The 8,593-nt window shown below is 71.5% G+C and carries 10 protein-coding genes and 1 tRNA gene; 7 read left to right on the top strand and 4 right to left on the bottom strand.

What is annotated here, in order from left to right; translation table 11 throughout:
- Positions 1-67: 67 nt before the first annotated feature.
- From VFW79_RS13790 to VFW79_RS13800, 3 genes are all read left to right on the top strand, one after another.
- Positions 68-140: transfer RNA gene (locus tag VFW79_RS13790), tRNA-Ala, on the top strand.
- 145 nt (positions 141-285) lie between these two features.
- The gene (locus VFW79_RS13795) at positions 286-840 is read left to right on the top strand and encodes a SecDF P1 head subdomain-containing protein (protein WP_329677866.1); all 555 of its coding nucleotides are present in this window, start codon (positions 286-288) and stop codon (positions 838-840) included.
- A gap of 56 nt (positions 841-896) precedes the next feature.
- The gene (locus VFW79_RS13800) at positions 897-1,556 is read left to right on the top strand and encodes a CYTH domain-containing protein (protein ID WP_329677867.1); all 660 of its coding nucleotides are present in this window, start codon (positions 897-899) and stop codon (positions 1,554-1,556) included.
- 13 nt (positions 1,557-1,569) lie between these two features.
- Here the strand turns inward: VFW79_RS13800 and VFW79_RS13805 are convergent, their stop codons facing one another.
- Positions 1,570-2,073, bottom strand: coding sequence for a MarR family winged helix-turn-helix transcriptional regulator (locus tag VFW79_RS13805; RefSeq protein WP_329677868.1), 504 nt, complete (start codon positions 2,071-2,073; stop codon positions 1,570-1,572).
- Between the two features lie 82 nt (positions 2,074-2,155).
- Here VFW79_RS13805 and VFW79_RS13810 point away from each other — a divergent pair, with 82 nt between their 5' ends.
- Positions 2,156-2,785, top strand: coding sequence for an NADPH-dependent F420 reductase (locus VFW79_RS13810; RefSeq protein WP_329677869.1), 630 nt, complete (start codon positions 2,156-2,158; stop codon positions 2,783-2,785).
- A gap of 94 nt (positions 2,786-2,879) precedes the next feature.
- Positions 2,880-4,196, top strand: coding sequence for an alpha-amylase family glycosyl hydrolase (locus tag VFW79_RS13815; protein ID WP_329677870.1), 1,317 nt, complete (start codon positions 2,880-2,882; stop codon positions 4,194-4,196).
- On the opposite strand, the gene VFW79_RS13820 is transcribed toward VFW79_RS13815, so the two are convergent.
- Complete coding sequence (locus VFW79_RS13820) at positions 4,193-4,549, bottom strand: DUF488 domain-containing protein (protein ID WP_329677871.1); 357 nt, start codon at positions 4,547-4,549, stop codon at positions 4,193-4,195. The genes VFW79_RS13815 and VFW79_RS13820 overlap by 4 nt on opposite strands.
- On the bottom strand, positions 4,549-4,947 hold the full coding sequence (locus VFW79_RS13825) for a DUF2510 domain-containing protein (protein WP_329677872.1): 399 nt from the start codon (positions 4,945-4,947) through the stop codon (positions 4,549-4,551). Before VFW79_RS13825 ends, VFW79_RS13820 begins: the two co-directional genes overlap by 1 nt.
- 115 nt (positions 4,948-5,062) lie before the next feature.
- Here VFW79_RS13825 and VFW79_RS13830 point away from each other — a divergent pair, with 115 nt between their 5' ends.
- Positions 5,063-6,010: a VOC family protein gene (locus tag VFW79_RS13830; RefSeq protein ID WP_414647982.1), complete on the top strand. Its 948-nt coding sequence runs from the start codon at positions 5,063-5,065 to the stop codon at positions 6,008-6,010.
- Positions 6,011-6,092: 82 nt separating this feature from the next.
- Complete coding sequence (locus VFW79_RS13835; protein WP_329677873.1) at positions 6,093-7,319, top strand: NAD(P)/FAD-dependent oxidoreductase; 1,227 nt, start codon at positions 6,093-6,095, stop codon at positions 7,317-7,319.
- A gap of 22 nt (positions 7,320-7,341) precedes the next feature.
- Here the strand turns inward: VFW79_RS13835 and VFW79_RS13840 are convergent, their stop codons facing one another.
- A complete protein-coding gene (locus tag VFW79_RS13840) occupies positions 7,342-8,382 on the bottom strand; it encodes a glutathione S-transferase family protein (protein ID WP_329677874.1) in 1,041 nt (346 codons plus the stop codon).
- Positions 8,383-8,593 lie beyond the last annotated feature (211 nt).

Raw genomic sequence — 8,593 nt, forward strand, 5'->3', positions numbered from 1 at the left:
GGGCAGGGTTCCGCCTAGACTTCACGACGCCCGCAAGGGTGGTGGTTCTCCCCCCGGGGTGGGTCACGGGGCTGTGGCGCAGCTGGTAGCGCACCTGCATGGCATGCAGGGGGTCAGGGGTTCGAATCCCCTCAGCTCCACACGATCGAACGGCGTCTGACCACTGGTCAGGCGCCGTTCGTCTTCCCTGCCCCCGGGATGCCAGGGCCGGTGCGCCGCCTGCCGCACTGAAGCGTGATGACGATTCCTCACACACGGTCAGCCGGCGCCCGCCATGATGCTCGTATGCCTGTCCGGCCAGCCGCGCGTCCCGTCGTCCTCGTTGCTGCGGCGTTCCTCCTTGCGGGGTGCGGCTCGGCGAGCGGCACCGCTGCCGCCAGCAGCTCGGCGAGCGGCACCGCTGGCGCCAGCTCGGCGTCACTTGCACGGGCGACACTGCAGCTGCGTCTCGTCGAGTCGTCGACCGACGGGCCGTGCAGCGAGCCGCCACTCACATCGAGCGGCCCGGGGAGTGCGTGCGGCGCGTCCGGCATGATCACCTACCAGCTCGGCGCGTCGCTGGGCGAGGTGACGCCGACGGCCGTCACCTCGGCTCCAGCCACCGGCGACGCAGCCAGGCAGGTCTTCATCGTCGAGTTCGACGAGGCGGGCACAGCGACGCTGGCCGACATCACACTGGGAGCGGTCGGCAAGGAGCTGGCCCTCCTCGTCGACGGCACAGTCCTCTCGGCCCCCCATGTCGTCGTCCCGATCACCGGTGGCCAGTTCCAGGTCGGGACGACGACGAAGGATGAGGCCACGAAGGTGGCGGCGGCGCTCCACGCGTCGGCCACGTCCTAGGTGGGCGTCGCCGCCCCGCAGGACGCGGACCTGGGCACGCGGGTAGCGTGCAAGGGGTGAGCGACAACGGGTACGGCGACTTCGAGTTCGAACGCCGGTTCTTCGTCCGGGACATGCCGCGCGAGCTGCTCGACGAGCCTGCCCCCGTCCTGATCGTGCAGAGCTACTTCATGGCCGAGCAGGGGTACGCGCTGCGGATGCGGGTGCAGTCGAGCTCGGCGCGCGTCGAGCTCGACGGGACCGAGGACGAGCTCGCGCTGCTTGACGAGCTGGGCAGCGAGTTCGACTTCTGCGCGCTGACCGTCAAGGGCCCGATGATCGAGGGAACCCGGTACGAGGCGGAGCGGGAGATCGACCTGTCCGTCGGCCTGGAGATGATCAAGCTCGCGGGGTCGCGGATCATCAAGAACCGCTACGCGATCTGGCTGGGCGGGGACGGCTGGGTCGTCGACGTGTTCGGTGGGCTCAACCGTCCGCTGATCATCGCCGAGTGCGAGCGGGGGAGCCCAGTCACCGACCTGCACATCCCGGCGTTCTGCGTCACCGAGGTCACGGACGACCGCCGGTTCGCGAACGACGGGCTCTCCGGAGCGCCGTTCTCGACGTGGAAGGACACGTTCGACGCCGAGCTCGCCGCGACCGGGCCGCACTTCCTGGCGGGGCTCGGGCAGAACGTCTTCGACTCGGGACGAGTCCCGAACCAGGGTCGCGGGTAGGGCACCGAGCTGCTCAGACCGCCGTCGTCGGCGCCGGTCCGAGCATGCGCAGGTGGTCCTCGGGGTCGAGCCGGCACAGCACCGCGGTGGCGATGGCGTCGAGCTGAGCGACCTGCTCGGGCGTAAGGGCGTCGATGACGAGGTCGCGGACGGAGCGCACGTGCTCGGGCGCCGTCGCGAGGACCTTGCGCCACCCTGCGTCGGTGAGCGAGGCGAGGGTCGCGCGCCGGTCGTCGGCGCAGGTCCGCCGCTCGAGGTACCCGCGGGCCTCGAGCCTGGCGCTGACGTGCGAGAGCCGGGGCAGGGTCGCGTTCGTCCGGGCCGCGAGCTCGCTCATGCGCAACGTGCGCTCAGGCGCCTCCGAGAGCTTGGCGAGGACGAGGTACTCGTAGTGGCTGAGCTCCGCCGCATGGCGTAGCGGGCCGTCGAGCGCGCCTGGCAGGAGCTCCACGACGGCCTCGAGGCGCGTCCAGGCGCGCAGCTCGTCCGGGGTCAGCCAGCGCGTGTCGTCGTCCATGCCCGCCAGTGTAGCCGGATAGTTGACGGGTCAACCATTCGGAGGATACTAGTTGAACCAACAAGTAATCCTGGAGGAAGGCATGACCACGTTCAGCATCCTCGGCGCCGGTTCGATGGCATCCTCGATCGCCACCGTCGCTCTCAAGGGCGGCGCGACGGTGCAGGTCCTGGCCCGCGACCCACAGAACTCCGCAGCGGCCGTCGCGGCCCTCGGCTCCGGTGCGACCAGCGCCCGGTTCGGTGACGCGCTGACGGGCGACGTGGTCGTGCTCGCGCTCCCGTACGGTGCCGTCGCCGACGTCGTCGGTCAGTACGCGACCCAGCTCGACGGCAAGGTCGTCGTCGACATCACCAACCCGCTCGACTTCACGACGTTCGACGACCTGTCCGTCGCCTCCGGCACCTCGGCCGCGCAGCAGATCGCCGCGCTCGTCCCGGGCGCGCGCGTCCTCAAGGCGTTCAACATGAACTTCGCGGCGACTCTCGCCACCGGGAAGGTCGGCGGCGCGACCACCACGGTGCTCGTCGCCGGGGACGACGTGGACGCGAAGGCGACGCTCATCGGCGTCGTCGAGGCGGCCGGTCTCGGTGCGGTGGACGCCGGTTCGCTCAAGCGTGCGCAGCAGCTCGAGGCGCTCGGGTTCCTTCAGCTCACCCTCGCGGTCGGCGAGAAGATCGCCTGGACCGGCGGGTTCTCGCTCGCGCGCTGAGCCCCGTGTTGTCCCTCGGGCGGTGCGGGGCGCGAGACTGTCGGTGCGCCCCGTGCCGTCCGGCCGGGGTGCGGCCCGCCGCGAGGGAGACGACATGCCCGCCTGGATCGACCACGCGATCTGGTGGCACGTGTACCCCCTGGGCTTCACGGGCGCTCCCTCGGTCGCCCTCGCGCCGGGCGAACCGGTGCAGCACCGGTTCGCGCACCTGACCGCATGGCTCGACTACGCGGTGGAGCTCGGGTGCAACGGTGTGGTCCTCGGACCGGTCTTCGCCTCGGCGAGCCACGGGTACGACACGATCGACCACCTGCGGATCGACCCCCGTCTCGGGGACGACGGCGACTTCGACGCGTTCGTCGCGGCCGCGCGTGAGCGTGGCGTGCGACTTGTGCTCGACGGCGTGTTCAACCATGTCGGCCGCGACCACCCGCGCGTGCTCCAGGCGCTCGCCGGAGGCCCCGACTCCGCCGCGGGGCGCTGGGTGCGGTGGCGCACCGGGATCGACGGCGTCCCCGAGCCCGACGTGTTCGAAGGGCATGGCGCGCTCGTCGCGCTCAACCACGACAGCCCCGACGTCGCCGAGCACGTCGCGGACGTCATGACCCACTGGCTCGGCCGCGGGGTCGACGGCTGGCGGCTCGACGCGGTCTACGCCGTGCCGGCTGAGTTCTGGCAGCGCGTCCTGCCGCGCGTCCGCGCCGAGCACCCCGAGGCGTGGGTGCTCGGCGAGATGATCCACGGCGACTACGCCGGGTACGTCGCGGCGTCGGGGATCGACTCGGTGACGCAGTACGAGCTCTGGAAGGCGCTGTGGAGCTCGATCGTCGACCTCAACCTCTTCGAGCTCGCGTGGGCGCTCCAGCGGCACGACGCCTTCGCGGCGCAGTTCCTGCCGTACACGTTCGTGGGCAACCACGACGTCACGCGACTCGCGAGCACAGTGACGGACTCCCGGCATGTGACGCACGCGCTCGCTGTGCTGCTCTTCGTCGCCGGGACGCCGTCGGTGTACGCAGGGGACGAGCAGGGCTTCCGCGGCGTCAAGGAGGAGCGGGTCGGCGGTGACGACGCGATCCGCCCGGCGTTCCCCGCAGGGCCCGGGGACCTCGCGCCCGACGGGTGGTCGCTCTACCGCGAGCACCAGCGCCTGATCGGGTTCCGTCGCCGGTACCCGTGGCTCGCACATGCGCGCCTCGAGGTGGTGCACGTCGAGAACGAGCGGCTCGTGCTCGCCGCGACGTCACCCGGGGGAGAGCGCCTCGTCCTGATGCTGAACCTCGGCGACGAGCCGTTCGCCCCCGCGCTGCCGCCGGAAGAGCTGATCCTGCGGTCGGGGGAGGAGCTCGCGCGGTCCGCGCCCCAGGGCGACCTCGTCGTCGGCCCGCACTCGTGGGCGATCTGGCGCTAGCCGGCGACGGTGCCGACCAGGTAGGCGGCCAGGACGACGGCCTGGTTGTGGCGTTCGTCGTGCGCCGAGTAGACGAGGGTGATCCGGTCGTGGTCGGCGGCCAGGCTGCGCAGCTCGGCGGCCGCGGCGTTGGCGTCGAGCTCCGCGGTGTACCGCGCGGTGAACTCGGCCATGCGCTCGGGCTCGTGGCCGAACCACTGCCGCAGCTCGGTGCTCGGGGCCACGTCCTTGAGCCACAGGTCCACCGCGGCGTCGGCCTTGCTGATCCCGCGCGGCCAGATCCGGTCGACGAGGACGCGGAAGCCGTCGTCCGGCGCTGGCGGCGCGTAGACACGCTTGACCCGGACGTCCATCAGCGGAAGAACCCCTGGGTGAGCAGCGTGAAGGTCGTCGAGATCCCGGCTGCCACGAGTCCCCACGTGGCGATGCGTCCACCCGTCGGGCGGTAGCTCTCCCGCACCCAGGTCGTGACGCGACGCTTGCCCAGGAGGCTCAAGGCCAGACCCAGGATGCCGAGCAGCGCCATCGGGTTCCACGCGAGGCTCACGAGGCCGACCCCGAGGCCGGCGATCGCGGCGTTGTTGTGGCCGGGCGCCGGCTCGAGTCCCTCGTAGGGGTCCGGGGGAGCCGTCGCGGGGTCGGGCCGGGTCGCGACGGTCCAGGTGTCGCCGTCCCACCAGCGCTGGCCGGCCGGACGTCGCGGATCGGTGTACCAGCCGCGGAGGCCCCCAGGCGGGGGTGCTTCGTTCATGTGCCCAGTCTCGCGCACGCGCTGGGCGGTGCGGGCCCGGTGAGGAATGCGCTTCACTAGCCAGAAGTTGAAGCGTCAACTACTATGAGGTCCAGCCGACCCGAGGAGAACCGCCATGACCACCGTCCGGACACCGCTGACCACAGCCCAGCAGGCCGGCGCGCCGCTGATCGCGCGCCCCGACTCGATCGCGGCCGGCACCGGCATGGACGCGGTCACGCTGCTCGTCGAGGACCTCGACCTGCAGACGCGCTACTACCACGACGCTCTCGCGCTCGACATCATCGAGGACCCCGCCGACCGCCTGGTCGCGGGCGGTCGCCGGGACGTCGTCACGCTGGGCCGCGGGGGCACGCCGCTCGTCGTCCTGCGCCACACGCCCGGCCTGCCTCGCCCCGCGCGCGGCCAGGCGGGCCTGTACCACACGGCGATCCTGTTCGACGACCGGGCCGGTCTCGCCGCGACGCTCGCCTCGATCGCCGCGAAGGCGCCGAGCACCTACATCGGGAGCGCCGACCACCTCGTCTCGCTCGCGTTCTACTTCACCGACCCCGAGGGCAACGGCGTCGAGCTGTACTGGGACCGCAGCCGGTCGGACTGGGCCTGGACCCCGGACGGTCACGTGCAGATGGATGCGCTGCGACTTGACCCGAACGCATTCCTCGGCGAGCACCTCACGGAGTCCGGTCTCGCGACCCCCGGGTCCGGCGAGGCCATCGTCGGTCACGTGCACCTGCAGGTCGGCGACGTGCCGACCGCGCGTGCGTTCTACGTCGACGCGCTCGGGTTCGACGAGACCCTCACCTGGAACGGCGCGCTGTTCGTGTCGGCCGGTGGCTACCACCACCACCTGGCGATGAACACGTGGAACAGCGCGGGTGCGGGTCCCCGCGCCTCGTCGATCGGCCTCGGCGAGGTCGCCATCGTCGTCCCGACCGCGGACGACGTCGCAGCGCTGGACGCACGCCTCGCGCACCACGGCATCCGGAGCCGGAACGACGGCGCCACGTTGCACTTCGAGGACCCGTGGCTCAACCACCTCAAGGTCAGCGTCGAGGGCTGAGACGGCGGCGGCGCCCGGACCGCGGCAGACTGGCCGCAGCGGGCGCGGCGGTCGAGCGCTCCCTGACGACGAGGAGACGCGCATGACATCGACGCAGGACATCGTCATCGTGGGAGCAGGACTCGCGGGTGCGAGCGCGGCCGCGTCTCTGCGGGTCGAGGAGTTCACCGGGCGGATCATCCTGCTCGGCGACGAGCCGTACCTGCCGTATGAGCGCCCGCCGCTGTCGAAGGGGTACCTGCTCGGCAACGACGAGCTCGAGACCGCGTTCGTCCACCCGGCCGACTGGTACGCCGAGCACGCCGTCGAGCTCCGCACCGACGTCGAGGTCGTCGCGCTGGACCGTGAGGCGCACGAGGTCGTCCTGGCCGGCGGTGAGCGCGTGCCGTACGGCAAGGTGCTGCTCGCCACCGGGTCCGAGCCGGTGACGCTCGACGTGCCCGGGGGCGACCTCGCCGGCGTGCTGACGCTGCGCCGCATCGAGGACAGTCAGCGACTCAAGGACGCCTACTCACGGGCCTCCCGCGTCGTCATCATCGGTGGCGGCTGGATCGGTCTCGAGACCGCCGCCGCTGCCCGCGCGGCCGGGCTCGAGGTCACGCTGCTCGAACGCGGTGAGCTGCCGCTGCTGCGCGTCCTAGGCCCCGAGGTCGCGCCCGTGTTCGCCGACCTGCACCGCGAGCACGGCGTCGATCTGCGCACCGGCGCCGTCGTCGCGGAGATCCTCGGGGTCGACGGTGTCGTCACAGGTGTCCGCCTGGGTGACGGCTCGACCATCGACACCGAGCTCGTCGTGGTCGGGGTCGGCATCCGGCCCCGCACGGAGCTCGCCACCGCGTCGGGCCTCGACGTCGACAACGGCATCGTCACCGACGAGCACCTGCGGACGTTCGACCCGGACGTGTTCGCGGCGGGCGACGTCGCCAACGCGATGCACCCCCGCCTCCGTCGACGGCTGCGCGTCGAGCACTGGGCGAACGCGATCCGCCAGGGCGAGCTGGCCGGCCGGACCATGCTGGGCCGAGACGACGTCGACGACAGGCCGCCGTACTTCTTCAGCGACCAGTACGACCTGGGCATGGAGTACACGGGCTACGTGGCGCCAGGCGACGCGGACCGCGTCGTGTTCCGGGGGGATGTCGCCGCGCGTCAGTTCATCGCGTTCTGGCTCTCAGGGGACCGGGTGCTCGCCGGAATGAACGTCAACGTGTGGGACGTGGCCGACATGATCGACGTCCTCATCCGCTCGGGTCGATCCGTCGACGTCGACCGGCTCACCGATCCGGCCGTCGGGCTCGACGAGGTCTGAGCCCGGGCGCGCGGGCTGCCCCTCAGCCCGCCATCGCGGCCGCGGTGTGCTCGGGCGGGACCACCTCGCCCGGACGCACGGGACCCGGGGGAGTGCCGTCGCCGAACGGCCGACCGCCGAGCGCCTCACGGCTGTGCGACGTGAGCCACCCCGTCAGGTCGGGACCCTTCGGCACGATCTGAGTCGGGTTCACGTCGGTGTGGACCACGTAGTAGTGCCGCTTGATGTGGTCGAAGTCGATCGTGTCCCCGAAGCCCGGCGTCTGGAACAGGTCACGGGCGTAGGCCCAGAGCACTGGCATCTCGGTGAGCTTGGACCGGTTGCACTTGAAGTGCCCGTGGTAGACGGCGTCGAAGCGCACCAGGGTCGTGAACAGCCGCACGTCAGCCTCGGTGATCGTGTCGCCGACGAGGTAGCGCTGCGCGCTCAGCCGCTCGGTGAGCCAGTCGAGTCGGGCGTACAACCTGTCATACGCCCGGTCGTACGCCGCCTGTGACCCCGCGAACCCGCACCGGTAGACGCCGTTGTTGACGTCCCGGAACACCGCGAGGGCGACGTCGTCGATCTCGTCGCGCAGGTGCTCGGGGTAGAGGTCCGGAGCGCCCTGGCGGTGGAGCTCCCGCCACTCGGTCGACAGGTCGAGGGTCATCTGCGCGTAGTCGTTCGTCACGACCTTGCCCGACGCGACGTCCACCATCGCCGGCACCGTGATGCCGCGCTCGTATCCTTCGAACCGCGCGAAGTACGCGTCCTGGAGCCGCTCGATGCCGAGCACCGGGTCGACGCCGCCCGGGTCGAGGTCGAACGTCCACGAGCGACGGTCGTGCGTCGGCCCGCAGATGCCCATCGAGATCGCGTCCTCGAGGCCCAGCAGCCGGCGCACGATGACCGCCCGGTTCGCCCACGGGCACGCTCGCGAGACGACGAGCCGGTAGCGGCCCGCCTCGACCGGGAAGCCGTCCCGGCCGTCCGCCGTGATGCGGGTCGCGATGTAGCGCTGGTCGCGAGTGAACTCGGTGCCCGGCGTCACGTAGGCACCGGTGGTGCTGTTCTCGTCCGTCATACGACGATCTTGCCTTCCGGCTGTCAGCTGCGTGGCCGGTCGCCTTTCGCCGTCCGGGGCGCTTTGGGTTCTGGTCAGCAGCCGGGGCCGTGGGGGTTGGTCAGGCAGGTGTCGGCGACGAGGTGGGTGCGGCGTTCGACGACGGTCAGGGGTGGGTGGGTCGTGGTGGTGGTGGCGGTCCCGGTGATGGGTCGGGTGGTGGGGTCCCCGG

Origin of the sequence: Cellulomonas sp. (genome assembly GCF_036279715.1) — a bacterium.
Taxonomy (GTDB): Bacteria; Actinomycetota; Actinomycetes; order Actinomycetales; family Cellulomonadaceae; genus Cellulomonas_A.